Origin of the sequence: Lentzea kristufekii (assembly GCF_033949925.1) — a bacterium.
In the GTDB taxonomy this organism is placed as follows: domain Bacteria; phylum Actinomycetota; class Actinomycetes; order Mycobacteriales; family Pseudonocardiaceae; genus Lentzea; species Lentzea kristufekii.
In genome coordinates this window covers 159,949-184,521 of sequence record NZ_JAXAVV010000018.1, presented here as the reverse complement: position 1 = coordinate 184,521, position 24,573 = coordinate 159,949, and the positions used below count along the sequence as shown (strand labels likewise).

Here is a 24,573-nt window from a genome sequence, read left to right as displayed (position 1 = left end):
TTCATGTCAGATCGCAGAAAACGATCGACCCCAGACCGACTGAATACGCCGGTCCCCACACCTGGCGCCGAGAGCCCCGGCTGATCCACCTCGTTACACCGGTGTGGGAAGGCAAGTGCGCACTGCTCATCGGGTTCCTCCCTCCTGCTCGGGACCTGGTGGTGCGGCAGCGGTGCCGCGCAGCCGGCCGGTGCCCGCCGGCGGTGCTGGACCCGTCCCACGGTCCGCACCGCCGGCGGTGTTCGTCTTTCGGCCCCGCGAGGGGTCCTGGGCGGTGTCTGACAAGTCCGTCGGGCGATAGTGGCGGCCGAGGGATCCGCGGACGGCGCCGCCGCAACGCCCGAATACGCCCGGTATGAGGCCGTGGCGGCGACACCGTCCGCGGATCGCTCGCCCGCGCCTCTCGCCGAACGAACTTGTCAGACACCGCCTAAAGCCTCCGGAGCCTCAATTGCACGCGTGCACCGCCCAACGGACCGCGGTCGACGTGGAGGGAACCTCCCGTGCTCTCCGCGGCACGGCGGGCGATGTCGAGCCCCAGCCCGGTGGAACCACCGCCGCTGGCACCGCGCCGCACCGCCTGCCGGGAGTCCGCGATGCCCGGACCCGCGTCCTCGACCACCAGCGCCACCAGATCGGCCTGGTGCACCAGCGTCACGGCGAACCGCGTGCCCTCCGGTGTGTAGCGGAAGACGTTGCCCAGCAACGCGTCCAGCGCCGCCGCGAGATCGGCGCGGGAGAGCGGCACGGGAGCGGGGCGGTCGGCGCCGCGGACGGTCCAGGGCCGTTCCTGGTCGTCGGCGAGCGCGGACCAGAACACCAGCCGGTCGCGCACCACCTCCGCCGCGTCGGCGCCGCTGTCATCGGGCTGCAGGCCGGAGCGGGCGATCTTGATGATCTCGTCGACCTCCCTCTCGAGGCCCTGGACGGCCTCCCGGACGCGGTCCGCCCCAGGGCCATGTCCGAGCGTGTCCGCGTCCAGGAGAAGGGCCGTGAGAGGCGTTCTGAGCCGGTGAGAGAGGTCGGCGACCACCTCGCGTTCGGCGGCGAGCAGGTGCCGGACGCGTTCGGCCATGGCGTTGAAGGCCTTGCCCACCTCCTGGAACTCCGGCGGCCCCTTCACCGGGACACGCGCCGTGAGGTCGCCCTGGCCCATCCGGCGCGCGCCTTCGGCCAGCGCCCTGGTGGCTTTGACGGCCCGCGCGCCCAGGCGGTCGGCCACGAGCACCGAACCGGCGACCAGGCCGACCGCGACGCCCGCCAGCACCCACCAGGTGCCGATCACGCCGTGGGTCAGTTGCTCGTGCGGCACGAAGGCCTCGACGATCGCTATCCCGCTCTCGCTGGTGACCAGCGGTTGCAGGTAGGCCACGCCGTCCGGCCTCTCGACCGTGGACGCCGTCGCGCGCTTCTGGGCCTCCTGCAGGTCCGCCGCGGTGATGTGCGAGTAGCCGTAGGTGCCGGCCGGGACGCTGAGGTGCACGGCCAGCCGCTGCTGACCGCCGTACCGGGTGCTCCTGATCACCTTGCGGATCTCCTGCGGGTTGCGGGTGATCAGCAACGTCTGCGTCATCGCGCCGGCCTGCTTCTCGGCCTCGCTCAGAGCACGGGTGTAGGCGGAGTTCTTCACGACGATCGCCAGCGGGATGAGGAACGCCAGCGCCACCATGCTGGTCGCCGCGAGAGCGACCAGCACCAGTGACCGCCTCACTGCGGGGCGACCATGCGCACGCCGACCCCTCGCACCGTGTGCAGATAACGAGGCTGCGCGGCCCGCTCACCGAGCTTGCGGCGCAACCAGGACAGGTGGACGTCGAGCGTCTGGTCGTCGCGGTGGGACGGCCAGAGGCTGGCGAGGATCTCCGCCCGCGGCACCACCTCCCCCTGCCGTGCCGCGAGGTAGGAGAGCAGCTCGAACTCCTTGTGCGTCAAGGAGAGCTCCTGGCCGTCCACTGTGGCCCTGCGGAGGTTCACGTCGATCTCCAGGCCGCCGATCACGAGCTGCCTGTTGTCGCGCGCACGCCGGAGCACCGCCTGCAGGCGGGCTTCGAGGTGCTCGCTGGAGAACGGTTTGACGAGGTAGTCGTCCGCTCCCGCGTTGAGCAGCCGGACGATGCCGGCCTCGTCGTCGCGGGCGGTCGCGATGACCACCGGCGTGTTCGTGACGCCCCGGATCATCCGCAGCGCGTCACCGCCGTCGAGGTCGGGGAGCCCGAGGTCGAGCACCACGACGTCGTAGTCGTTCGCGGTGACTTCGCGCAAAGCCTCGATCGCGAGCGCGACACCGTGCACGATGTGGCCCTGGCCGGTGAGAGCGCGAGTGATCGCCGCCCGCACCACCGGGTCGTCTTCGACCAGCAGCACTGATGCCATGAGCCGCTACAGGAGGATTGCCGCAGTGAGACGGTCCGTCGGATACCTGGTCGCCTGGGCGGTGGTGACCGCGGTCGCCGTCGGCCTGTCGTGGTTCGGCATCCGGTGGGCGATGGAACCCGCGCCGGTCGCCGCCGTGGGCTTCACGACGGGTTCGGCCGTGCTGCCGATGCCGACCATCACCTCACTGACCGTCCCGGTGCCCGAACCCGGTGCCTCCGCGGGCACCCCGCCACCTGTCACGCCTTCGTCCACCAGGCCTCCTGTCGTCACCACGTCATCTGTTCCGGCTCCTCCCAGTAGTACGGATGCGCGTCCCACCTCGGCTCAATCTCCGCAGGGGGAATGGCAGGCGGACGGCTCCTACGTCCACGCGTTCCACCTGCGCGGCGGTGACGTGGTCGTGCGCTACCGCCCGCAGGGGGTGCAGGCGCTGTCGGCCACACCCGCGGACGGGTACTCGGTGTCCGTGGAACAGCCCGGCGGGCCGCTGGTGGTGAACTTCCGCAACGCCGCCGGCCGGTTGTCCAGGCTGGAAGCCACCTGGGACGACGGGCCGACGGCGAAGGTGATCGAGCAGTGACGGCGTCTGCAAGTACCGCCGACTCGCGGTTGGCGGTACTTGCAGACGCCGAGAGAACTACAGGCCGATGGCCTTGGCGATCTGCGTGGGCTTGAGCACCCGCAGGATCGCCTCGTACAGGTAGTAGTCGCCGTACGGCAGCGAGACCTCCACACCGTCCTCGGCAGGGCGGTTGCGGGTGCCGCGCGCCAGGATCGCCTCGGCACGCGCCGACCTGGTCGTCAGGCACGTGGAGACCAGGCCGTCGAGGATCCTCAGCGCCCGGTCGCGGTAACGGGTCGTGCCCGTGGCCTTGGCCAGGTCGAGCAGGCCGCACGCCATGATCGCGCCCGCCGACGAGTCCTTGATGTCGTTGACGCCCAGCGGTGAGCGGTAGTCCCACACCGGCACGCTGTCCGGGGTGAGCACCGACAGCGCGTAGTCGGACATCTTGCGTGCGGTGTCACGGAACTCGCGCAGGCCCGTGCGCCGGTACATGGTCGTGAAGCCGTAGATGCCCCACGCCTGGCCGCGCGCCCAGCACGACGCCGGGCTGTAGCCCTGCACGGTGTTCGGGCCGATGGCCGCGCCGGTGTCCGGGTCGAAGTCGAACACGTGCGGCGTCGAGCCGTCCGGGCGCAGGAAGTGCGTCTGAGTGGTTCTGGCGTGGGCGATCGCGATGTCCAGGAACCTGCGGTCCCCGGTCTGCTCGGTGGCGAACGCGAGCAGGTCCAGGTTCATCATCGTGTCGATGATGACGCGGCCCGCGTTGCCCGGCGTGCCGAGCCTGCCCCAGGCGCGGATGAACCTGCCGGTGGCGTTCCAGCGCTGGATCAGCGTGTTCGCGGCGTCGATGGCGCCGTCACGCCACCTGGTGTCGCCGGTGAGGCGGTACGCGGTGACCCAGGAGGGGTAGAAGAGGAACCCCAGGTCGTGGTCACGCGGTTCGAGGCGCCGCGGTGCCAGCCGGTCGTTGGCGGCCTCGGCGAGCGCGCGGAACTGGGCGTCGCCGCTGTCGAGGTGCGCGAGCCACAGCGTTCCCGGCCAGAAGCCGCCGATCCAGCCGCCGTCGGCGACGTAGGTCCACCTCTCGGCCCTGGTGATCTCCGGGAACGAGGTGATGCCGGGTGCGACCGCCTTCAGCTTTGTGTTGCCGTAGTCGAGGGCCGCACGGAGGGTGGCGGGCGAAGCAGCGGCTTCTCCCGCACCGATGGCCACGCCTGCTCCGGTGAGCAGGGGAGTGGCCGCTGCGGACGCCAGAAGGGTGCGTCGAGACAGATTCACGAGACCGTCCAGTCCCTTTCTCGTCTTGCGCCCGGCGCCACACTGCCAGATCGGATCAAGGCGTGTAAAGGTGCGTCAAAAATTGATTCCCTTGTCTTGTCCAGTGCTGCTGAACAGCGTAAAGGGTGCTGTTGGGTTGATCAGATATATGAACTTCCTGCATTTCGACGTTGTAAAGCGAATTGTTCACCCTTGTGAACGATTCGGTGTTCAGACGCGGAAGAGAACGGCGTCGAGGTGGTGTGGCCTGAGGCCGTGGCGCCGCTTGAACGCGGCGTTGCCCCGGCCGCCTTCGAGAGTCGGGAGACCCAGGCGGATCGCGAGCCGGACGGACTCGGCGAACAGCGCGCCGTACGGGCTGTAGCTGCCGTTCACGGCGTAGTCGACGCCGCAGATCCAGGTGTGGAAGCGGGTGGCGTCGACGAGGCAGACGCCGGCCGCGACGAGCCTGCCGTGCTGGCGCACCTCGATCACCTGCGCCAGGTCGCCCAGCGCCGTCACGAACTCGGCGAAGGTGGTGCCGGGGTGGAAGCCGTTGTTCTCGAAGCGGCTGGCGGTCTTGACGCACAGCAGGGTGATCTCGTCGAGCGAGGCGTGGTCGACCGGGAGGGCCTCGACGGTGACGCCGGCCTCGGCCGATCTTCGTTCGTTGCGGCGCAGGTTCGCTCTGGCCCGCAGGCTCAGGCCCGCGAGGTAGTGCTCGTAGGTGGTGAGGCCGGTGGCCCACCTGTCGGTCAGGTGGCGTGCGGGCAGGCCGGCGGCGCGCAGCGCCTGCGACAGCGCGTTGCCGCGCTGGACGTTCAAGAACCCGCACCAGCGAGCGCCGAGCATCGACGCCGTGCGGATCATGCAGTCCAGCAACCTCGGCAGCACCTCGGCGGTCGCGGGCACGTGCGCGTCGTAGCAGTGCCAGGTGTGGCTGAGCAGCGCGGGCTCGCCGGCCGCCTCCGGATAGACCTCGTGCAGGCGGCGCAACGGATTCGCGGCCGTCTGGAGGTAGGCGGGCATGACGGCGACCGGTTTGCCGCCGTCCCGTGCCACGAAGTACGCGCACGCGTTGACGGCCGTCAGCGGCGACCGTTCACAGGCGCTGACGTACGCGTGTCGGTAGAACACCGGCGCACCTGCCTGGTGCACAACGGAATCCCAATCGGCAGAATCGATTTCCCTTATGCTGTTGGAGAATTCGACGTGCACGCGCTCACTGTACGGCTTGCCAGACGGCGAAGGGGACGTCGATCTCGTCGCGGCTCAGGCCGCCGTGTTCGTAGCGCACCGAAGGATCCGGCACGGGGAACCGCGGCGACGCGGCCACCGCGACGACCGGGCCGGCCTCGGGCTGCGGCAGGCCGAGATCGGTGGCGTGGTGAACGGTCGCCGCGTCGCCCAGAGTCGTTGCCACGCGGTCGAAAACGACCTCCAGGCGATCGGCGTCGGGGTAGAGCCACCTCATGCGTCCCGCGCCGCCGGAGGGGATCACGCACTCCTCGCGCACGATCGCGTCCCAGGCCTCGACGAGCTCCGGATCGGGGTCGACGGGGACCATGCCGTGGTCGGAGTGCGCCACGACGGTCCAACCCTGTGCGGCCCAACGGGAAGCGTGCGCGTCCAGGCGGAGCATGGCCTCGTGCACCGACTCGTCGTAACCGTGGCGGTGCACGTGGTCGTCGATGTTGACGTACGTCCAGAGGAACCGGGCGTCCTTGAGCGCCTTGTCCAGATCGGCGACGACGTTGGCGACGAGCAGCGGCGGGTCCTCGGACTGCGCCACGAGTTTGTGCCGGGCGGGCGCGGGTATCCGGGTGCACCCTCGAAGCAGTGCCTGCGCCCAGGTTCCTTCGAGGAGGTCGAGCTCGCGGGCCAGCACGGTCGCGCCGTGCCGTTCGAGCACGGTCGGCAGGTCCGGAATCGCGGGCATGCCGTTGACGGCGTGCACGAGCCCGGATCCGTTGCGGTACACCGATCCCGGCACCCGGTGGATGTCGGCGGAAACACCGGTCAGCGCCGTCAGCAACGCCGTCGCGGACGTCGGTGGCACCGTGGAGGACAATGTCGAGACGGACGCTGACAGCCAGGACTGTTTGGCCACGTCCGAGGAGAGACCGTCCACGGCCAGCACGATTACGCCGGAATGCGCCTTGCCGAGGGCGTGTTCGAGCCGGGAAGGTATCTCCGCCAGTGACATTCGGTGACTGTAACGCATCTCATCGGGTCAAGATTGCTCGTTCGGGGCCTGAGTTCCGCACAATGGCTGCCGATGAGGTAAAGAAGACTTGGTAGAAGGAAGGTGGCGGATGACGGTCGGAGTTCTGGACGTCGGGTGCTTCAGCGCACACCTGGTGGTCGTGGAACGAGACCTGTTGCGTCCGCTGGTGTCCCACAAGGTCCGGCTACGGCTGGACCGGGAGCTGGATTCGGACGGGGCCATCAGCCGCGACGGCGTCGACTCGCTCTGCGCCGCCGTCCTCGCCGCCCGCAAGAAGGCGGGCGACATCCAGTTCCTGCCCTTCGCCACGTCGTCCGTGCGTGACTCGGCGAACGTCGACGAGGTCATCCGCAAGGTGGCCAGACGCACCGGCGTCGAGCTGAAGGTGTTGTCCGGCAAGGAAGAAGCGCGCCTCTCGTACGCCGCGGCGCGGCACTGGTTCGGCTGGAGCGCGGGTCCGATGGTCGTGCTGGACGTCGGCGGTGGCACCGTCGAACTCGCCGCGGGGTCCGGCGCCGAGCCCGACCGGGCGGTGTCGCTGCCTTTGGGGGCAAGGACTCTGACGCGCACCGGTATGACCGTCACGGAGATGCGCGTGGAGGTCGCCGAGCGGCTGGCGTCCGCGTTCCCCTGGGGCGAGAGCGCTCACGCGGTGGGGTGCTCGAAGGTGTTCGAACAGCTGGCCCGCCTCGCCGGCGCGCGCAACGGCACCTACGCGCCGCGTCAGTTGCGGCTCAAGGACCTGGAGAAGTGGATTCCGCGGCTCGCGAAGCTCTCGGTGCGCGAACGCGCGGCTCTGCCGGGGATTTCGCGCCACCGGGCCCAGCAGTCGCTGGCGGGCGCGGTGGTCGCGGAGGGTCTGATGAAGGTCTCGGGCCACGACGTCGTGGACATCTCCCCGTGGTCCACCAAAGAAGGCCTGCTGCTCACCCTGGTGGAGCGCTCGCGCGCGCGGAACTCGTCAGCCGCGTAAGGCGGTGACGGCGTCCTCGACGTCGGCGAACAGCAGCAACAGCTGGTCGACCGCCGTCATCTCCAGCGGACGCAGCACGATTCTGCTGTCGCTCACGACGCCGAACTTGACGCCGAGCTCGTCCGCCTGGTGCTGCGTCTCCACCAGCGCGCGAATGCCCTCGGAGCCGAAGAAGCGCACTTCCCGCAGGTCGACGACCAACGCGGGCGGCTTGCGATCGAGCAGCTCGGCGAGCCTGCTCGTCACCGGTGCCGAGGACATCATGTCGATCTCGCCGGTGAGCGCGACGATCGGAATGGACTGGACGTAGGTAGTTCTCTGGCGAAGTTGGTTCATGAAGACTCCCGTCCGCACCGACCGTACGCGCCATCGGCGGACGCCCACAACCTGAGAGTGTCGAAGCCGCGGCTACACGAGCAGGAAAGCGCGGGTCAGGAGCATCGCGGCCACCAGCACCGCGAACAGCACGATGATCGCGATCACGATGCGTCCGGCGGTCGCCTTGGGCGGAGTCCGTTCGTGGTGGGACAGGCCCGTGGTGGTCGATCCGGAGTCCGGAGGGGTTTCTCCTGGATTCACCCCGCCTCCGGGCTCCAGCCCGGGTGTGAGGTCGGGATCGGGGTCGGGCGGAAGAGCGGTCATAAGGGTTGAAGTACCCCGTTTTCACGCTTCTAGCTGAGCCCAGACCACTTTCCCGCCACGTTCGGGTGTGGTTCCCCAGCTGACGCTCAGCGCCTGCACGAGCTGCATGCCGCGCCCGCGCGGGCTGCTGGGGTCGACCGGTCTCAGCTGAGGCAGCTTCGGCGACTCGTCGCGCACCTCGACGAGCATGCCGCCCGCCTTCCGGCTCACGGTGAGTGTGATCGGTCCCTCACCGTGATCGATGCCGTTGGACACCAGTTCGGTGACGACGAGCTGCGCGTCGTCGCTGAGGTCCTCGGACAACTCCCACGACGCCGCGGCCTCGCGCACCACCTGACGTGCGCGAGCGCACGAACCGCCCTCGGCGGTCAGGGTCACCCGCACCTCTGCCAGTGGGTCGTTCAACACAAGGCGCATCGTCGCACATCCGGCGCGTCGTTCGGATCTTTCAGCCCCCCGGTGGTCGCATGGTCGAACGTCGTGCTGCACGATTTGGGTCGCACGAGTCGGGCGTGGCGAAGGGAACGGCGACGATGGAGCTCAACGTCGGCAGCGAGGTCCAGCGGGGATGGCGAGTGCTCGCCGTCGCCGGTGAGCTGGACATCGACACCGTCCCCCTGTTGTCCGCCAGGCTCGACGAGGACGTGACAGGAGCGCACGCGGTGCTCGACCTGGCCGGACTCGCGTTCATGGACTCGACGGGGCTCGCGCTGGTGCTGGACTGGCACCGCCGGCTGGCCGAGGCCGGGGGACAGCTGCGGATCGCCGCCGCTCAGGCGCCGGTGCGGCGGTTGTTCGAGCTGGCGGACGTGGCCGAGGTGCTGAGCCTGCACGAGTCCGTGGACGTGGCCGTGCAGGAGGCGGTGGACTCCGCCCGCTGAGGGCCGGTTCGCGTCGCGCGGAAGGGCGGGCCGTCTGAGGCCGCGCCCGTTCCCCGCGGGTGGTGCACCACTCAGGCCTCCGCCGACACGCCCAGGTAGTAGGCGATCAGTCGGATGAGGTGCTCGGTGTCCACCGGTTTCGTGACGTAGTCGGTGGCGCCCGAGGCCAGGGACTTCTCGCGGTCGCCCTTCATGGCCTTCGCCGTGACGGCGATGACCGGCAGGTCGGCGTAGCGCTCCATCGCGCGGATCGCCGAGATCGTGGCGTTGCCGTCCAGCTCGGGCATCATGATGTCCATCAGGACGATGGCCACGTCGTCGTACTGTTCGAGGGCCCGCACGCCCGTGATGCCGTTGTCGGCGAAGATCGCCTCCAGGCCCACCAGCTCGAGCACGCTCGTGAGCGCGAAGACGTTGCGCAGGTCGTCGTCCACCACGAGGACCTTCTCGCCGTGGAAGCGGATCGAGCTGGAGGCGGCCAGGACCGGCGCCGGGGTGACGATCGGGGTCGGTTCCGGCAGGACGATCGTGTCCGAGGCGACCTTGCCCAGCGGGAGGCAGAGGGTGAAGGTCGAGCCGATGCCCGGCTCCGAACGGACCCGCAGGGCGCCGTTGAGCAGTTGTGCCAGCTCACGGCTGATGGAGAGGCCCAGGCCCGTGCCGCCGTACTTGCGGGACGTGGTGCCGTCCGCCTGCTGGAAGGCTTCGAAGATCACGGCGAGCTTCTCGGCCGGGATGCCGATGCCGGTGTCGTGCACGTCGAACGCCACGGTGGACGGGTCGTCCATGCGCACGTGCAGGCGGATGCCACCGTCGTGGGTGAACTTCACCGCGTTCGAGAGCAGGTTCCTGAGGATCTGCTGAAGGCGGTGTTCGTCGGTGTGGAGGGTCTCCGGCACGTTCGGGTCCACGCGCACGGAGAACTCGAGGTTCTTCTCGGCCGTCAGCGGCAGGCACAACGTCTCGACGTAGCGGACGAGCTCGTCCAGGCGGACCGGGTCCTCGTGCAGCGTCATGTGGCCGGCCTCGACCTTGGTGAGGTCGAGGATGTCGTTGATGAGCTGCAGGAGGTCGGAGCCGGACGAGTGGATCGTGCGGGCGAACTCCACCTGCTTGGGGTTGAGGTTGCCGTCGAGGTTGTCGGCGAGCAGCTTGGCCAGGATCAGCAGCGAGTTCAGCGGCGTCCGGAGCTCGTGGGACATGTTGGCCATGAACTCGGACTTGTACTTCGAGGCCGTCTGGAGCTGGCGGGCGCGGTCCTCCAGCTCCTCGGAACCGGCCCTGAGCTCCGTCGTGAGGCGCTGGGACTCGACCAGCAGGGCGTCGGTGCGGGAGTTGGCCAGCAGCGTGTTGACGTTGACGCCGATGGCCTCCTTCAGCTGGTCCAGGAGGTCGAGGTGGACGTCGGAGAACTCGTTGAGGGATGCCAGCTCGATCACGCCGAGGGTCTCGCCCTGGAACAGGATCGGCAGGATCACCAGGTTCACCGGGGCCGACTCGCCGAGCGCCGAGGAGACGGTCAGGTAGCCGCCGGGGACGTCGCTGACCAGGATCGTCTTCTTCTCCAGGGCCGCCTGCCCCACCAGGGACTCGCCCATGGCCACGCGGGTGGTGCGGGCGGAGTCCAGGCGGAAGCCGTAGGTGGCGGTCAGCTCCAGGGTCTGCTTGGAGTCGTCCTCCTCGATCTGGAAGAACGCGCCGTGGTGGGCGCTGACCAGCGGCGTCAGCTCGCTCATGATCAACGAGGCCAGCGCGCGCAGGTCGCGGTGGCCCTGCATCAGACCGGACAGGCGCGCCAGGTTGGTCTTGAGCCAGTACTGCTCGCGGTTGGCCCGCGTGGTCTCCTTGAGGTTCGCGATCATCTGGTTGACGTTGTCCTTGAGCTCCGCGAGCTCACCGGACGCGTCGACGGTGATCTGCCTGGTCAGGTCGCCCGCGGTCACGGCGGTGGCGACGGCGGCGATGGCGCGGACCTGGGTGGTCAGGTTCGAGGCGAGCTGGTTGACGTTGTCGGTCAGCTTCGACCACGTGCCGGCCACGCCGTCGACCTCGGCCTGGCCGCCGAGCTTGCCCTCGGTGCCGACCTCCCGGGCGACGCGGGTGACCTCGTCGGCGAACGAGCTGAGCTGGTCGACCATCGTGTTGATGGTGGTCTTGAGCTCCAGGATCTCGCCGCGGGCCGAGACGTCGATCTTCTTCGTCAGGTCGCCCTGCGCCACGGCGGTGGTGACCTGGGCGATGTTGCGGACCTGGTTGGTCAGGTTGTCCGCCATGAAGTTCACCGAGTCGGTGAGGTCCTTCCACGTGCCGGCGACGCCGGACACGCGGGCCTGGCCGCCCAGGATGCCCTCGGTGCCGACCTCGCGGGCGACGCGGGTGACCTCGTCACCGAACGCGCGGAGCGTGTCGACCATGCCGTTCAGGGTCTCGGCGAGGGCCGCGACCTCGCCCTTGGCCTCGACGGTGATCTTCTTCGAGAGGTCGCCGTTCGCGACGGCGGTGGCGACGGCGGCGATGTTGCGGACCTGGTTGGTCAGGTTGTCCGCCATCAGGTTGACGTTGTCGGTCAGGTCCTTCCACGTGCCGGCGACGCCCTGCACACGGGCCTGGCCGCCCAGCCGGCCGTCGGTGCCGACCTCGCGGGCGACGCGGGTGACCTCCTCGGCGAACGAGCTGAGCTGGTCGACCATCACGTTCAGCGTGGACTTGAGCTCCAGGATCTCGCCGCGCGCGTCAACGGTGATCTTCTGCGACAGGTCGCCGTTCGCGACGGCGGTGGCGACGTGCGCGATGTTGCGGACCTGGTTGGTCAGGTTGTTCGCCATGAAGTTGACGTTGTCGGTCAGGTCGCGCCAGGTGCCCGCGACGCCGGGCACCGTCGCCTGACCGCCCAGCCGGCCCTCGGTGCCGACCTCGCGGGCCACGCGGGTGGCCTCGTCGGCGAACGAGCTGAGCTGGTCGACCATCGTGTTGATGGTGGTCTTGAGCTCCAGGATCTCGCCGCGGGCGTCGATCGTGATCTTCTGGGTCAGGTCGCCCCGCGCGATGGCGGTGGTGACCGAGGCGATGTTGCGGACCTGGGTCGTCAGGTTGTTCGCCATGACGTTCACCGACTCGGTCAGGTCGCGCCAGGTGCCGGCGACGCCGGGCACCTGCGCCTGACCGCCCAGGCGGCCGTCCGAACCGACCTCACGGGCGACACGCGTGACCTCGTCCGCGAAGGACGACAGCTGGTCGACCATCGTGTTGATCGTGGACTTGAGCTCCAGGATCTCGCCGCGCGCGTCGACGGTGATCTTCTGGGTCAGGTCGCCGAGCGCCACCGCGGTCGTGACCTGGGCGATGTTGCGGACCTGGGTCGTCAGGTTGTCCGCCATGAAGTTCACGTTGTCGGTCAGGTCGCGCCAGGTGCCGGCGACGCCGGGCACCTTCGCCTGGCCACCGAGCTTGCCGTCCGTACCGACCTCGCGGGCCACGCGCGTGACCTCGTCCGCGAAGGACGACAGCTGGTCGACCATCGTGTTCAGCGTGTTCTTCAGCTCCAGCATCTCGCCGGAGACGTCGACCGTGATCTTCTGCGTCAGGTCGCCGGTGGCCACGGCCGTCGCGACCTGGGCGATGTTGCGGACCTGGTTGGTCAGGTTGTTCGCCATCGAGTTGACGTTGTCGGTCAGGTCGCGCCACGTGCCGGCGACGCCGGGCACCTTCGCCTGACCGCCCAGGCGGCCGTCCGTGCCGACCTCGCGGGCCACGCGGGTGACCTCGTCGGCGAACGACGACAGCTGGTCGACCAGGCCGTTCACCGTCGAGCCGAGCGTGGCGAACTCGCCGCGCAGCGTCTGGTCCGACATGCGCTTGGTCAGGTCGCCTTCGGCGACGGCGGCGAGCACGCGGCTCAGCTCCGTCGTCGGCCGCATCAGGTCCTCGACCAGGCCGTTCACCGAGTCCGCGATCAGCGACCAGCCACCGGCGGTGCCCGCGGGCGCCACCCGTTCGGTCAGCCGGCCCTCCTGGCCCACCGCCTGGCGGACCCGGCCGAGTTCGCCGGCGAGCCACTGGTTGCGTTCCGCGATTTCGTTGAACACGTCCGCGAGCGCTGAAACGGGCCCGTTCCCCGGCACGACGAGCCTGCGGCGGAAGTTGCCGTCCCGCAGGTCTCTCATGGCGGAGAGAACCCTTTCGAGGGTCGCGTCCGTCTCTTCGTTGGCCGTGGTCACTCCAAGCCTCCGTGCCTCGGTGGTCGCAGCCAAGACTGCCACGTTAGGTTGGGAGCGAGGTAACTTGATGCCGCGATGCACGCAAACGACCCGCAGGAGGCCGTGATGACCCGGCCGTCTGCGCAGGACAAGAGCGGATGAGCAGCGCCGTGGGCATCGACCTCGACGGCTGGCAGCGCCTGGTGGACGGGCTGCGGGAAGCCGTCTTCGTCGTGGACGCCGCCGGGGTCGTGCGCGTGCGCAACGCCGCGGCCGCCGACAGGTTCCCCCGGCTCGGCCTCGGCGGGCAGTTCGACGGCCACGCCGCGGGCCGCCGGCACGACCTCGGCGACGGCTGGAGTGCCTGGTACTTCACGGACTCCACGCTCGACCACGCGCACCTGCGGCTCGCCGGCGGCGGGTCGCGCGACCTCACCCTGAAGACGATCGTGCAGCTCGCGGCGGAGCTGCTGGGCGAGCACTGCGTCGCCGTCGTGCCGGCCACCCGTGACCGGCTGGAGTGGTGGCGTTGTGACGGCGGCGAGCCCACGGTCACGCGCACTCCTCGCCGTGCCTCGGAGATCTCCGAGGTGCTGACCGGCACGTCCAGCCTGATGAGGATCACCTCTTTGGGTGAAGGTAGCTGGGGTGTGCCGGAGGACTTCGGCTGTGCGCTCGCCGTGCCGCTGGGCGTCGGCGGCGCGCTGGTCGTCGTGCGGAAGGGCGACTTCGCGCCGAACGACGTGGAACGGATCCGGCTGTTCGGCAAGCACGCCGCCGTGGCGCTGGAGTCGTCGTCGAAGCTGACGGAGCAGCAACGGACGATCGAGGTGCTGCGCTCGGCGCTGCTGCCGTTGCCGCTGCCCGAGGTGCGCGGTGTGACGCTGGCCTCGGTGTTCATCCCCGCCCACCAGCGGGCGCTGGTCGGCGGCGACTTCTACGACGTCCACCCGCGCACGGACGGCTCGGCGACGTTCGTGCTGGGCGACGTCTGCGGGCACGGCCTGGAGGCCGCGGTCCACAGTGGACGTGTCCGGCAGTCGCTGCAGGCGCTGTCCCTGGTCGAGACGAACCCGGTGCGGCTGCTGCACCTGCTGAACACCTCGTTGCGCGCCACCGGCTCGAAGCTCTTCACCACGCTCGTCGTCGGTGAGCTGGTGCCGCTGGCCGACGGGGGAGCGCGGCTGTCGCTCGCGTCCGGTGGCCATCCCGCGCCGCTGGTGCTGCGGGCGGACGGCACCGTGGACGAGGTGAGCGCCACGGGGGCGATCGTCGGGATCCTGGCGGACGTCCGGTTCTCCGGTGAGCAGATCACGCTGGCACCGGGGGACACGCTGGTGCTGTACAGCGACGGGTTCACCGAGGCGCGTGCGCACACGAACCGCACCGAGTTGTTCGGCGAGCAGCGTCTACGGGCGGTGCTCAAGGAGTGCAAGGGACAGTCGGCGGAGGAGATCGCGCGGCACTGCGAGCAGGCCGTGCTCAAGTGGCTGGACCGCGACGACCACGACGACCTGGCTCTGCTGGCCGTCCAGGCCGTGTGAATGAAGTTCCCGGTCCAAGGGTTCATCCGCCGTTCGTTCGCCTGGACAGCTTGACCGGTTGAGATCTCCGCATGTCCCACTCTCACGATCACACGCACGGTGATCACACGCACCACCGCCACGAGGTAGAGCCGGTTGAGGGCAGCTGGCTCGACCCCGCGGACGACCGCCCGTCGTCGGTCGAACGCCGCAAGTTCCTGGCCGGCCTCGGCATCGCGGCCGGGGCCGCCGGTGTCGCCGTGGCCGCCGGTACCGGCAAGGCCGAGGCGCACGTCCCGGTCAACCCCTGGGGCGGCGGTGAGCGCTGGTACGCGGGCGACCACCACATCCACACCCAGTACTCCGACGACGGCCAGTACACGATCGCGCAGCAGGTCGCGAAGGCGCACGAGTTCGGCCTCGACTGGGTCGTCATCACCGACCACGGCGGCGTCGCGCACCAGAAGTTCTCGATCGACCAGATCACGCCCGACATCGAGCGCGTCCGCCGGTCGCAGCGCGACGTGCTGGTCTACCAGGGCCTGGAGTGGAACATCCCCGGCGCGGAGCACGCCACCGTGTTCATGCCGCCCGGCAAGAACACCGTCGACATCCTCAAGGCGTTCGAGCTGTCCTACGACGGCCGCATCGCGAACAACTCCGAGCCCCTCGCCCTGGCCGCCCTGCGGTACCTGGAGGCGCAGGTCCTCTCCGGACGGACCGAGATCGCGCTGATGTTCGCGAACCACCCGTCCCGGCGCGGCGTCGACAGCCCGCACGAGATCCGCGGCTGGCGCGACGCGGCGCCCGGTGTCGCGGTCGGCATGGAGGGCGCGCCCGGTCACCAGGCCGCCGGCATGCCGAAGCCCGCGGGCGGCCCCGGCCGTGCGCGCGGCTACTACGACACGGCCGCGCCCGGCCCGGAGTCGTTCCCCGGCTATCCGCCGGAGTCCTACCGCACGCACGGCGGCTTCGACTGGATGACCGCCAAGGTCGGCGGCCTGTGGGACTCCCTGCTCGCCGAGGGACGCCCGTGGTGGATCACCGCGAACTCGGACGTGCACCAGGTGTTCGGCGACACCCTCACACCGGGCAAGCAGGACTACGCCACGACCGGCTCCAAGGGCGCGCCGATCGACTCGGGCGTCAAGCAGACCGGCTACGGCGACTTCTTCCCCGGCCAGTACGGCTCGAACATCGTCGGCTCCCGGTCGAAGTCCTACGTGGACGTCATGCGCGGCCTGCAGGCCGGCAAGGTGCTGACCGTGCACGGCCGCCTGATCGACGGCCTGCAGCTGCGCGTGCGCTCGCGTGACGACCTGCGCGGTGTGACGCTGGGCGGGCGGACGTTCGTGCGCCGCGGCAGCGACGTCGAGGTCACCATCGAGGTCGACCGCGCGTCCGGCCCGAACTTCTCCGGCGCCAGGCCGGTGCTGGCCAAGGTCGACCTGATCTCGGGCCCGGTCACCGGTCCGTCCGCCGACCGCGACCTGTTCCTCGCGCCGGAGACCACCGTCGCGAAGACGTTCGAGGTGCCGCGCACGGGCAAGATCCGGTTCTCGTACACCTTCAAGAACGTCGAGCGGTCGTTCTACCTGCGGCTGCGGGGCAGCGACGGCAAGCGGCTCACCTCGTCCGGTGACCCGATGGTCGACGAGATCGCCAACTCGGACCCGTGGGCCGACCTCTGGTTCTACGCCAACCCGGTGTTCGTGGACGTGATCTGATCCAAGTCCGCTGTGTGCCGGCGGTGCTGAACGCGGCTGTCGCCGTGCTCAGCCCGTCGGTGCGGCGGCTCCGACGACGGACAGCAGCTGCAGCTTCTCGTAGCTCTCGGTGCCCGGTGTGGCCGTGTAGACGAGCAGGAAGTGGTGCTGGTCGGGGTCCAGCAACGTCTGGCACTGCAGTTCCAGCGCTCCGATGCTCGGGTGGACGTAGCGCTTGACCTCCTTGGGGCGGATGCCGACCTCCTGGGCGTCCCACAACCGCCGGAACTCCTCGCTGCGGGCGAGCAGCAGTTCGGTGTACCGCGCGGCCCGCGAGCCGGGGCCGCGCCGGGTGAGGGCCTCGCGCAGGCCCGAGGCGAACATCCTGCCCAGGACCTCGTGGTCGGCGGGTTCGTACAGCGCGCGCGACGCCGGGTCGGTGAACCACCGGTAACCGAGGCTCCTGGCCGGACCCGTGTACCGGGCCGCGTCGCCGGTGAGCGCGACGCCGAGCGGCGTCTGGCGCAGGGTCTCGCCGAGCTCGGTGACGATCTCGGCCGGGGTGTCGTGCAGCCGGTCGAAGATCCGGGCGAGGCCCGGGCTGACGTGCTCGCTGATCGCACCGCGCGACGGTGGGGTGTGCCCGGCGAGCCGGAACAGGTGGTCGCGCTCGTCCAGCGACAGGTGCAGGCCCTGGGCGATCGCCGCGATCATCTGCTCGGACGGGTGCGTGCCGCGTTCCTGTTCCAGGCGCGCGTAGTAGTCCGCCGACATGTTGCACCGGGCGGCGACCTCCTCGCGGCGCAGGCCGCTGGTCCGCCGCCGTGGCCCGCGCCGCAGGCCGATGTCCTCGGGCTGCAGCGCCTCCCTGCGGTTGCGCAGGAACGCGGCCAGCCCGGCTCGATCGATCACGGCGGCTCCTTTCGTCTCCCTGTTTCTAACGTGCGCGCGCTGCCGTAGCCACGGAGCGAGAGGTCCTGGATGTGGCCGCGCCGGTCCGGCCACTGTGGAGGAACACACCACGACGAGCAGGGGAGTGCGCGATGAGCAGGAAGTTCGACATCGAGGTCCCGGACCTGTCCGGCAAGCGGGCCGTCGTCACCGGTGCCAGCGACGGCGTCGGGCTCGGCATCGCGGGACGGCTCGCGGCGGCCGGGGCCGAGGTCGTCCTGCCCGTCCGCAACCAGCGCAAGGGTGAGGCGGCGATCGCCACGATCCGCCGCCAGACCCCCGGCGCGGACGTGACCCTGCGCGCGCTCGACCTGTCCTCGCTGGCGTCGGTGGCCGCGCTGGGCGAGACGCTGCTCGCGGAGGAAAAGCCCGTGCACGTCCTCGTCAACAACGCCGGCGTCATGACCCCGCCCGAACGGCAGACGACCGCGGACGGGTTCGAGCTGCAGTTCGGCACCAACCACCTCGGCCACTTCGCCCTCGTCGGGCACCTGCTGCCGTTGCTCAAGGCCGGTCGCGCCCGCGTGACGTCGCAGATCAGCATCGCCGCCGACCGGAACGCCATCAACTGGGACGACCTGAACTGGGAACGCTCCTACAGCGGCGGCAAGGCCTACAGCCAGTCGAAGATCGCTTTCGGCCTGTTCGGGCTCGAGCTCGCGCGGCGCAGCGAGGCGGGCGGCTGGGGGATCACGAGCAACCTCGCCCACCCCGGCGTCGCGCCCACCAACCTGCTCGCCGCCCGTCCCGAGGTCGGCCGCGCCCGCGACACGCTCGGCGTGCGCGCGATCCGGGTCCTGTCGTCGGTGGGCGTCCTCGGCACCGTCGAGTCGGCCCAGCTCCCGGCCCTGCTCGCGGCGACGGCACCCGGCGCAGGCGTGTTCTACGGCCCGAGCCGCTTCGGTCACCTGAGCGGTCCGCCCGCTGAGCAGACCCTCTACAGCCGGCTGCGCGACGCCGACGAGGCCCGGCGCGTGTGGCAGGTGTCCGAGGAGCTGGTCGCTAGCGGACTCCGTGCGGGCGGAACTGGACGCTGATCCGCGGCCCGACGACCTTCGAGGTCTTCGGGACGGCGTGCTCCCAGGTGCGCTGGCAGGAGCCGCCCATGACGAGCAGGTCGCCGTGCCCCAGCGCGTACTTGTGCGTCTCGCCGCCACCTCGTGGCCGCAGCAGCAGGGCGCGTGGCGTGCCGACGCTCAGGATCGCGACCATCGTGTCCTCGGTCTGGCCGCGGCCGATCGTGTCGCCGTGCCAGGCCACGCTGTCCCGGCCGTCGCGGTAGTAGCAGAGGCCGGCGGTGGTGAACGGCTCCTCCAACTCGGCCAGGTAGTGCGTGCTGAGCCGGTCGCGGGCCGTGGTGAGGACGTCGAACGGCAGCGCGCCGCTGTAGAAGCAGAGCAGGCGCGGCACGTCGACCACGGTGTCGTACATCTGGCGGCGCTCGGCACGCCACGGCACCTCGTCGACGAGCCGGTCGAACAGCGCGTCGGCGCCCGCGAGCCAGCCGGGCTGGACGTCGATCCACGCGCCGTGGCCGAGCTCGGTGCGGCGCGGGGCGAGCGGAGCCAGTTCCGGCTCCGCGTCCAGGTCGAACAGTGATCCCTGGCGCATGGGTCGAAGCATAATCGAACACTTGTTCTACGGCACAATGCGTTCATGAGTGGGGACGAAGAACAGGTCGAAGAGCACGTGCAGGTTCACGAGCAGTGCGTGAACGTGTTGAGCGGGAATGTGAACGGCACCGTGATCCAGTTGGGCGCCGTCCACGGCGATCTCGTCTTTCCCGCGCCGAAGCCCGCTGAGGACTAGGGCTTCAGCACGGCCCACACGGCGTCCGCGACGATCTCGCGCGCCTGGGCCAGGTCGAACACCCCGAGCAGGAACCGGCGTACCGACTCGTGCGCCGGCCCCATCGCCACGGGCTCCAGCGCCCACGGCGGCACCGTGCGCAGCTCGCCGGACGCCATCCGGTCGAGGAACCAGGCCAGCACCGGCGCGAACTCCGCCATCTTGGCCGCCGGGTCGGCGTGGTCCGGTGCGGCGTAGAGGAAGCGCGCCCGGTCCGGGTTCGCCATGACCCAGTCGAGGTAGCTCAGCGTCAGGGTGCGCACGCCTTCGGAGGCCGTCCGCGCCTGCAGGGCCGGCAGCATCGCGGCGACGCAGCGGGCGTAGCTGTCGGCGTAGAGCTGCGCGAACACGCCCGCGCGGCTGCCGAAGTGGTGGTAGATGCTGCCGTTCGACATGCCCGACCGCTCGGTCAGGGCCGCGATCGTGACGGCGTCGAGGCCGCCTTCTCCGACGAGCTGGAGCGCCGCGTCGAGGAGAGACTGTCGTCGGTCGGACACGAGGGTTAGAGTACCGCTCTGGAGCGACGCTCCAGAGAAGGGGAGAAGCAATGGCGCTGTCGATTCCCGGCCTGCTGCGCGATCGTGTCGCGCGCACGCCCGACGCCGAGGCGATGCGGTACCGCGACAACGGTGGCTGGGTCTCGCTGACGTGGTCCGAGCTGCAGGAACGGGTGGCCGCCGAAGCGTTCGGGCTGGTCGGGCAGGGCCTGCGCAAGGGCGACCGCGTGGCGTTGATGGGCAGCACGAGCATCGAGTGGATCGTCACCGACCTGGCCGTGCTCGCCGCCGGGGGCGCCACCACGACGATCTACCCGAACAGCACCGCCGAGGAGGTCGCGCACATCATCGGCGACTCCGGCAGCCGGATCGTGGTCGTGGAGACCGACGACCACGCCGCGATGGTGCCGGACGGCGTCGAGGTGCTGCGGTTCGGCGCGGTGCCGCGGGGTTCGGGCGACTACGAGGCGTTGATCGGCGGGCTGGCGCCGGACGACCTGGCGACGCTGATCTACACGTCGGGCACGACCGGCACGCCCAAGGGTGTCGAGCTCACTCACGAGAACTGGCTGACGACGTCGGAGGCCATCGCGTCCCTGGGCATCCTGCGGCCGACGGACCTGCACTTCCTGTGGCTGCCGCTCTCGCACGCGTTCGGCAAGGTCCTGACGATGGCGATGATCGCCGCGGGCGTGCCGACCGCCGTCGACGGCAGCGTCGAGCGGATCGTGGACAACCTCGGCGAGCTGAGGCCGTCGATCGTGGCCGCCGCGCCGCGCATCTTCGAGAAGATCCACGGCCGGATCGTCGCGGGCGCGCGGGAGAAGGGCGGGATCACCGAGAAGATCTTCCGGTGGGCCGACCGCGACCACGGCCCGGCGACGCGCTGGCTCGCGGATCGCCTGGTGTACCGCAAGCTGCGCGACCGGGTGGGCGGCCGGATCCGCTACTTCGTGTCGGGCTCGGCCCCGCTCGCCCCGGAGATCGCCGAGTTCTTCGAGCGCGCCGGCATCACGATCCTGGAGGGCTACGGGCTCACCGAGTCGTCCGCGGCGACGTTCTTCAACCGGCCAGGCATGATCAAGATCGGCACCGTGGGCCCGCCGATCCCCGGCATGGAGGTCAAGATCGCCGAAGACGGCGAGGTGCTGCTCAGCGGCCCCGGCGTCATGCGCGGCTACCACAACCGGCCGGACGCGACCGCCGAGTCGCTCGTCGACGGCTGGCTGCACACCGGCGACATCGGCGAGCTGGACGACGCGGGCCGCTTGAAGATCACCGACCGCAAGAAGGAGCTCATCAAGACCTCGGGCGGCAAGTACGTGGCGCCGACCCGGATCGAGAGCATGATCAACGCGGCGTCGCCGTACATCAGCAACGTGATCGTGCACGGCGACCGGCGCAAGTACTGCGTGGCACTCGTGACGCTCGACGCGGACACCGCCGGCGGGCTCACCGACGCGGAGTCCGAGGTCGACAACGCGATCAAGGCGGTCAACGCCCAGCTGGCGCGGCACGAGACGATCAAGCGGTTCGCGGTGCTGGAGCACGACTTCAGCGTCGAGGACGGGTTGCTGACCGCGTCGCTCAAGCCGCGCCGCCGTGAGATCGAGAGGCGCTACGCGGACGTTCTCGACGGCCTGTACTGATCAGGCCGGCGGGGCCGTGGAGGTGGTTGCCTCGGCCTCGGGGGCGGCGCTGGTGAGGTACGTCCTGGCCGCGACCGAGATCTCGGCGCGCGTCAGGTAGCCGCGGCCGTCGGTGTCGAGCAGGCGGAACGACTCCCCGGCGGCGGCCGGCGGAGTGCCGTAGCCACCCTGCAGCCAGTCGTCCAGGCTCAGCCTGCCGTCGCCGTCCTCGTCGCTGATCGCGAGCAGTGCGTCGGTGGCCGGGCTGGAAGATCGTGTCGTAGCCACCGCCCGCGGCGAGAACCGCCATGCCCGCAGCGACCTCGCCGCGGGAGACGCGGCCGCGTTCGAGTTCGGCGGCCGGACGGGATCCGTGTGCCGGAATGCCGCGAACCGCCCGCCGACGGAAGTGGCGGGCGGTTCGCTGGACGTTCGGTCAGCGGCGGCCGCGCGGTTCGTCGTCGCGCTTGACCTCGGCGCGTTCCTTGCGCACCTCACCCTTGACTTCCCGCTGCTCGGTGACCGCGTCCTTCTCCAGCCGGACCCGCTCCACGGCCTCCGTGCGCTTCTGCACCACCGGTTCCTCGCGGTGCAGGGTGACCTCCGCCTGCTCGTCGGCGAACGCCCTGCCCGGCTTGCCCTGGGCGGGCTCGCGGACGACCCGGACCTCCTCGTGCGTCACCGGCACGGTGATGTTGCGCTGCTCGGTGACCGTGTGCTTGACCAGCCGCACCCGGCCCGCCTCGACGTTGCGGGTGCCGACGTCGAGCTTCTCCTCGGAGAGGGTGACCTCGGCGGAGTCGTTCTTGCCCCGCCTGCCGTCCCGGCTGCCGCTGAGCCGGTCGTGCTCGCCGGTCTTGGCCTGCGGGATCATCCCGTAGTGCCGGTAGAGCGCCTGCTGCTCCTCGTCCGACATGTGGTCGTCCGAGGGGCGCACGCTCGGCGCGTCCTTCACCTGCTCCTTGCTGACGGGAACGGTGATCGCGCCACCCGCCACCTGGCCCTGCTGGATCGGGACGAAGCTCTCCTTCATCCCGAACAGTCCGGTGTGGACCTCGGCCCACATGGGGGCGCCAGTGCCGTCTTCGAGCCAGACCTGCTTGACCGAACCGATCTTCTCGCCCCGGTTGTCGATCACGTCGCAGTCGTACAGGGCCTCAACGTGCGCCTGGTCGATCATCGTCTCTGTCCCTCCTCCTCGGCTGTCTGCCTGTGCAGGCGAAGTACCCACCTCGGCGGGCGGATCGCGGGTCACCCACCGACCGGGTGACCCGCGCCCGCCTGGCGGTTCAGCCAAGTGGGGGACACACGGCCTAGTCGCAGACGGCTCCGCGCGAGGCCGAACCGACCAGCTTGGCGTACTTGGCGAGCACCCCGCGCTGGTAGCGCGGAGGCAGCGGGGCCCAGCCCTCACGGCGGCTGTCGAGGTCCGCGTCCACGTCGAGCGTCCCGGAAGCGACGTTCAGCGTGATCTGGTCGCCGTCGCGCACGAACGCGATGGGGCCGCCGTCGACCGCCTCGGGTGCCACGTGCCCGACGCACAGGCCCGTCGTGCCGCCGGAGAACCGGCCGTCGGTGAGCAGCAGGACGTCCTTGCCGAGGCCCGCGCCCTTGATCGCCGCGGTGATCGCGAGCATCTCGCGCATGCCCGGCCCGCCCTTGGGGCCCTCGTAGCGGATGACCACGACGTCGCCCGCGGTGATGGTGCCGTCCTCCAGGGCGTCCATGGCGGCGCGCTCGCGGTCGAACACGCGGGCGGTGCCGGTGAAGACGTCCGAGTCGAAGCCCGCCGACTTGACCACGGCGCCTTCCGGGGCGAGCGAGCCCTTCAGGATCGTGATGCCGCCGGTGTGGTGGATGGGCTTGTCCAGTGCGCGCAGCACGAGGCCGTCCGGGTCGGGCGGGTTGATGTCGGCGAGGTTCTCGGCGACCGTGCGGCCGGTGACCGTGAGGCAGTCGCCGTGCAGCAGACCGGCGTCGAGCAGCGCCTTCATCACCACGGGCACGCCGCCGATGCGGTCGACGTCCGTCATGACGTGCCGGCCGAACGGCTTCACGTCGGCCAGGTGCGGCACGCGCGCGCCGATGCGGCTGAAGTCGTCCAGCGACAGCTCGACGCCGGCCTCGTGCGCGATGGCGAGCAGGTGCAGCACCGCGTTGGTGGAGCCGCCGAACGCCATCACGACGGCGATCGCGTTCTCGAACGCCTCGCGCGTCATGATCTGCCGCGCCGTGATGCCCTTGCGGAGCATCTCGACCACGGCCTGGCCGGAGCGGCGCGCGAACCCGTCGCGGCGCCGGTCGGTGGCCGGGGGAGCGGCGCTGCCGGGCAGCGACATGCCCAGCGCCTCGGCCGCGCTCGCCATGGTGTTCGCGGTGTACATGCCACCGCACGCGCCCTCGCCGGGGCAGATCGCGCGTTCGATCAGGTCGACGTCCTCACGGCTCATCAGGCCGCGCGAGCAGGCCCCGACGGCCTCGAACGCGTCGATGATCGTGACTTCCTTCTCGGTGCCGTCGGTCAGCGTGACCCGGCCCGGCAGGATCGACCCCGCGTAGAGGAACACGCTGGCCAGGTCGAGCCGCGCCGCCGCCATCAGCATGCCGGGCAACGACTTGTCGCACCCCGCGAGCAGCACCGAGCCGTCGAGGCGCTCTGCCTGCATGACGGTCTCGACGCTGTCGGCGATCACCTCGCGGGAGACCAGCGAGAAGTGCATGCCCTCGTGGCCCATCGAGATGCCGTCCGACACCGAGATCGTGCCGAACTCCAGCGGATAGCCGCCGGCCGCGTGCACGCCGTCCTTGGACGCCTTCGCAAGGCGGTCCAGCGACAGGTTGCACGGCGTGATCTCGTTCCACGACGAGGCCACGCCGATCTGCGGCTTCTCCCAGTCCTCGTCGCCCATGCCGACGGCCCGGAGCATGCCGCGCGCGGCGGTGCGCTCCAGGCCGTCGGTCACGTCGCGGCTGCGTGGCTTCACGTCCGGTGTATCGGTCATGAGCGCACGCTAGTGCCGTGGGGCGAAATTTGCCGTGATGATTCGCGGTCAGACGGGGGGATCGTGGTGCCGCCCCCATGTCCTCATACTGGACGTATGGGGGTGTGGGGGCGGTGCCGCGAGCCGCCCTGCTGAGCGTGAATCAGCTCGCCCACTTTCGGCCCACGGCACTAGTAGCGTGTCGCGGCTAAGTTGTGCTTCGTTGAGCAGGGCAGAGGGCTGGGCGGTGTGGTCGCTCGTTACCGAAAGCCCCGGATGGTCGCGCTCTCATGCGCATTTGCCGCCGAGTTGGCGGTAGAAA

23 protein-coding genes are annotated in these 24,573 nt (G+C 70.1%); 8 read left to right on the top strand and 15 right to left on the bottom strand.

Annotated elements, in window-relative coordinates:
- Positions 1-430: 430 nt before the first annotated feature.
- Together SK571_RS32020 and SK571_RS32015 are read right to left on the bottom strand one after the other, a co-directional pair.
- Positions 431-1,711 carry a HAMP domain-containing sensor histidine kinase gene (locus SK571_RS32020; protein ID WP_319987825.1) on the bottom strand — a complete coding sequence of 427 codons (1,281 nt, stop codon included), beginning with the start codon at positions 1,709-1,711 and terminating at the stop codon, positions 431-433.
- Positions 1,708-2,373 carry a response regulator transcription factor gene (locus SK571_RS32015; protein WP_319987824.1) on the bottom strand — a complete coding sequence of 222 codons (666 nt, stop codon included), beginning with the start codon at positions 2,371-2,373 and terminating at the stop codon, positions 1,708-1,710. Before SK571_RS32015 ends, SK571_RS32020 begins: the two co-directional genes overlap by 4 nt.
- A 25-nt stretch (positions 2,374-2,398) precedes the next feature.
- Between SK571_RS32015 and SK571_RS32010 the strand changes: the two genes are divergently transcribed.
- On the top strand, positions 2,399-2,956 hold the full coding sequence (locus SK571_RS32010; protein ID WP_319987823.1) for a hypothetical protein: 558 nt from the start codon (positions 2,399-2,401) through the stop codon (positions 2,954-2,956).
- Positions 2,957-3,013: 57 nt separating this feature from the next.
- Here the strand turns inward: SK571_RS32010 and SK571_RS32005 are convergent, their stop codons facing one another.
- The 3 genes from SK571_RS32005 to SK571_RS31995 all read right to left on the bottom strand — a co-directional run bounded on the left by SK571_RS32005 (position 3,014) and on the right by SK571_RS31995 (position 6,404).
- Positions 3,014-4,219: a glycoside hydrolase family 88 protein gene (locus tag SK571_RS32005; RefSeq protein ID WP_319987822.1), complete on the bottom strand. Its 1,206-nt coding sequence runs from the start codon at positions 4,217-4,219 to the stop codon at positions 3,014-3,016.
- Positions 4,220-4,429: 210 nt separating this feature from the next.
- Positions 4,430-5,335: a GNAT family N-acetyltransferase gene (locus SK571_RS32000; protein ID WP_319987821.1), complete on the bottom strand. Its 906-nt coding sequence runs from the start codon at positions 5,333-5,335 to the stop codon at positions 4,430-4,432.
- Between the two features lie 85 nt (positions 5,336-5,420).
- Entirely contained in the window at positions 5,421-6,404 is a 984-nt protein-coding gene (locus tag SK571_RS31995; RefSeq protein WP_319987820.1) for an alkaline phosphatase family protein, read from the bottom strand.
- A 109-nt stretch (positions 6,405-6,513) separates the two neighbouring features.
- Between SK571_RS31995 and SK571_RS31990 the strand changes: the two genes are divergently transcribed.
- The gene (locus SK571_RS31990; RefSeq protein WP_319987819.1) at positions 6,514-7,398 is read left to right on the top strand and encodes a Ppx/GppA phosphatase family protein; all 885 of its coding nucleotides are present in this window, start codon (positions 6,514-6,516) and stop codon (positions 7,396-7,398) included.
- Here SK571_RS31990 and SK571_RS31985 read toward each other — a convergent pair.
- From SK571_RS31985 to SK571_RS31975, 3 genes are all read right to left on the bottom strand, one after another.
- Entirely contained in the window at positions 7,387-7,734 is a 348-nt protein-coding gene (locus tag SK571_RS31985; protein ID WP_266037552.1) for an STAS domain-containing protein, read from the bottom strand. The genes SK571_RS31990 and SK571_RS31985 overlap by 12 nt on opposite strands.
- A gap of 72 nt (positions 7,735-7,806) precedes the next feature.
- Positions 7,807-8,040: a DUF6480 family protein gene (locus SK571_RS31980; protein WP_319987818.1), complete on the bottom strand. Its 234-nt coding sequence runs from the start codon at positions 8,038-8,040 to the stop codon at positions 7,807-7,809.
- A 21-nt stretch (positions 8,041-8,061) separates the two neighbouring features.
- Positions 8,062-8,448, bottom strand: a complete 387-nt coding sequence (locus SK571_RS31975; protein ID WP_319987817.1) for an ATP-binding protein — start codon at positions 8,446-8,448, stop codon at positions 8,062-8,064.
- 104 nt (positions 8,449-8,552) lie between these two features.
- On the opposite strand from SK571_RS31975, the gene SK571_RS31970 reads away from it, so the two are divergent.
- Entirely contained in the window at positions 8,553-8,921 is a 369-nt protein-coding gene (locus SK571_RS31970) for an STAS domain-containing protein (protein WP_319987816.1), read from the top strand.
- A gap of 71 nt (positions 8,922-8,992) precedes the next feature.
- Here SK571_RS31970 and SK571_RS31965 read toward each other — a convergent pair whose 3' ends face one another.
- Complete coding sequence (locus tag SK571_RS31965; RefSeq protein ID WP_319987815.1) at positions 8,993-13,138, bottom strand: HAMP domain-containing protein; 4,146 nt, start codon at positions 13,136-13,138, stop codon at positions 8,993-8,995.
- Positions 13,139-13,275: 137 nt separating this feature from the next.
- Here SK571_RS31965 and SK571_RS31960 point away from each other — a divergent pair, with 137 nt between their 5' ends.
- Together SK571_RS31960 and SK571_RS31955 are read left to right on the top strand one after the other, a co-directional pair.
- The gene (locus SK571_RS31960) at positions 13,276-14,661 is read left to right on the top strand and encodes a PP2C family protein-serine/threonine phosphatase (protein ID WP_319987814.1); all 1,386 of its coding nucleotides are present in this window, start codon (positions 13,276-13,278) and stop codon (positions 14,659-14,661) included.
- Between the two features lie 71 nt (positions 14,662-14,732).
- Positions 14,733-16,367 (top strand): PHP domain-containing protein, encoded by a 1,635-nt coding sequence (locus SK571_RS31955; protein WP_319987813.1) that lies wholly within the window; start codon positions 14,733-14,735, stop codon positions 16,365-16,367.
- A 48-nt stretch (positions 16,368-16,415) separates the two neighbouring features.
- On the opposite strand, the gene SK571_RS31950 is transcribed toward SK571_RS31955, so the two are convergent.
- Complete coding sequence (locus SK571_RS31950) at positions 16,416-17,258, bottom strand: helix-turn-helix transcriptional regulator (RefSeq protein WP_319987812.1); 843 nt, start codon at positions 17,256-17,258, stop codon at positions 16,416-16,418.
- 131 nt (positions 17,259-17,389) lie between these two features.
- Here SK571_RS31950 and SK571_RS31945 point away from each other — a divergent pair, with 131 nt between their 5' ends.
- A complete protein-coding gene (locus SK571_RS31945; RefSeq protein ID WP_319987811.1) occupies positions 17,390-18,334 on the top strand; it encodes an SDR family oxidoreductase in 945 nt (314 codons plus the stop codon).
- On the opposite strand, the gene SK571_RS31940 is transcribed toward SK571_RS31945, so the two are convergent.
- The gene (locus SK571_RS31940) at positions 18,300-18,920 is read right to left on the bottom strand and encodes an alpha-ketoglutarate-dependent dioxygenase AlkB (protein ID WP_406602066.1); all 621 of its coding nucleotides are present in this window, start codon (positions 18,918-18,920) and stop codon (positions 18,300-18,302) included. The genes SK571_RS31945 and SK571_RS31940 overlap by 35 nt on opposite strands.
- Positions 18,921-18,953: 33 nt before the next feature.
- On the opposite strand from SK571_RS31940, the gene SK571_RS31935 reads away from it, so the two are divergent.
- Entirely contained in the window at positions 18,954-19,106 is a 153-nt protein-coding gene (locus SK571_RS31935) for a hypothetical protein (RefSeq protein ID WP_319987809.1), read from the top strand.
- Here SK571_RS31935 and SK571_RS31930 read toward each other — a convergent pair.
- Complete coding sequence (locus SK571_RS31930; RefSeq protein WP_319987808.1) at positions 19,103-19,642, bottom strand: TetR/AcrR family transcriptional regulator; 540 nt, start codon at positions 19,640-19,642, stop codon at positions 19,103-19,105. The genes SK571_RS31935 and SK571_RS31930 overlap by 4 nt on opposite strands.
- 50 nt (positions 19,643-19,692) lie before the next feature.
- On the opposite strand from SK571_RS31930, the gene SK571_RS31925 reads away from it, so the two are divergent.
- On the top strand, positions 19,693-21,291 hold the full coding sequence (locus tag SK571_RS31925) for an AMP-dependent synthetase/ligase (RefSeq protein WP_319987807.1): 1,599 nt from the start codon (positions 19,693-19,695) through the stop codon (positions 21,289-21,291).
- Here the strand turns inward: SK571_RS31925 and SK571_RS31920 are convergent, their stop codons facing one another.
- The 3 genes from SK571_RS31920 to ilvD all read right to left on the bottom strand — a co-directional run bounded on the left by SK571_RS31920 (position 21,292) and on the right by ilvD (position 24,272).
- Complete coding sequence (locus tag SK571_RS31920; protein ID WP_319987806.1) at positions 21,292-21,558, bottom strand: EF-hand domain-containing protein; 267 nt, start codon at positions 21,556-21,558, stop codon at positions 21,292-21,294.
- 148 nt (positions 21,559-21,706) lie between these two features.
- The gene (locus SK571_RS31915; protein ID WP_319987805.1) at positions 21,707-22,450 is read right to left on the bottom strand and encodes a PRC and DUF2382 domain-containing protein; all 744 of its coding nucleotides are present in this window, start codon (positions 22,448-22,450) and stop codon (positions 21,707-21,709) included.
- 133 nt (positions 22,451-22,583) lie between these two features.
- Positions 22,584-24,272, bottom strand: a complete 1,689-nt coding sequence (ilvD, locus tag SK571_RS31910; RefSeq protein WP_319987804.1) for a dihydroxy-acid dehydratase — start codon at positions 24,270-24,272, stop codon at positions 22,584-22,586.
- Positions 24,273-24,573: the final 301 nt, after the last annotated feature.